Raw genomic sequence first — 412 nt, 5'->3', positions numbered from 1 at the left:
ACGGACACGTGACGGACACTTTCCCCGGCCAGAAGACCGATTCAGAAAAACGCAGCATGATTGCTGATGAATGGAAGGGGCTGCCTGACGACGTCGCGCTGTGACGATGGCCGTAATGGCCAGGCCCGGTCGTGGGGCGGCATGAATTTGAGGACCAGCCAACAGACTGAGGGAGGTCTGACTGATGACCGATAAGTACGACAGCGAAGCCGTTAACACGGCCCGCGAATACTACAACAGTACCGACGCGGATAACTTCTATTTCCACGTATGGGGCGGCGAGGACCTGCACGTCGGCCTGTACAAGGATGATCAGGAACCGATTCTGGACGCCAGCCGCCGGATTGTTGAGCACATGGGCGAGCTCATGAAGCCCCACGTACAGGCCGGCCAGAAGCTGCTGGATCTGGGC

General features: G+C 58.7%; 1 pseudogene. It reads left to right on the top strand.

The features are described from left to right. Positions 1-184: 184 nt before the first annotated feature. Positions 185-412, top strand: a pseudogene (locus FY251_RS21855) (hypothetical protein); the annotation flags it as partial.

It is taken from the genome of Haloferax sp. KTX1, from assembly GCF_902410085.1.
In the GTDB taxonomy this organism is placed as follows: Archaea; Halobacteriota; Halobacteria; order Halobacteriales; family Haloferacaceae; genus Haloferax; species Haloferax massiliensis.
This window is presented reverse-complemented; position numbering and strand designations above follow the sequence as displayed.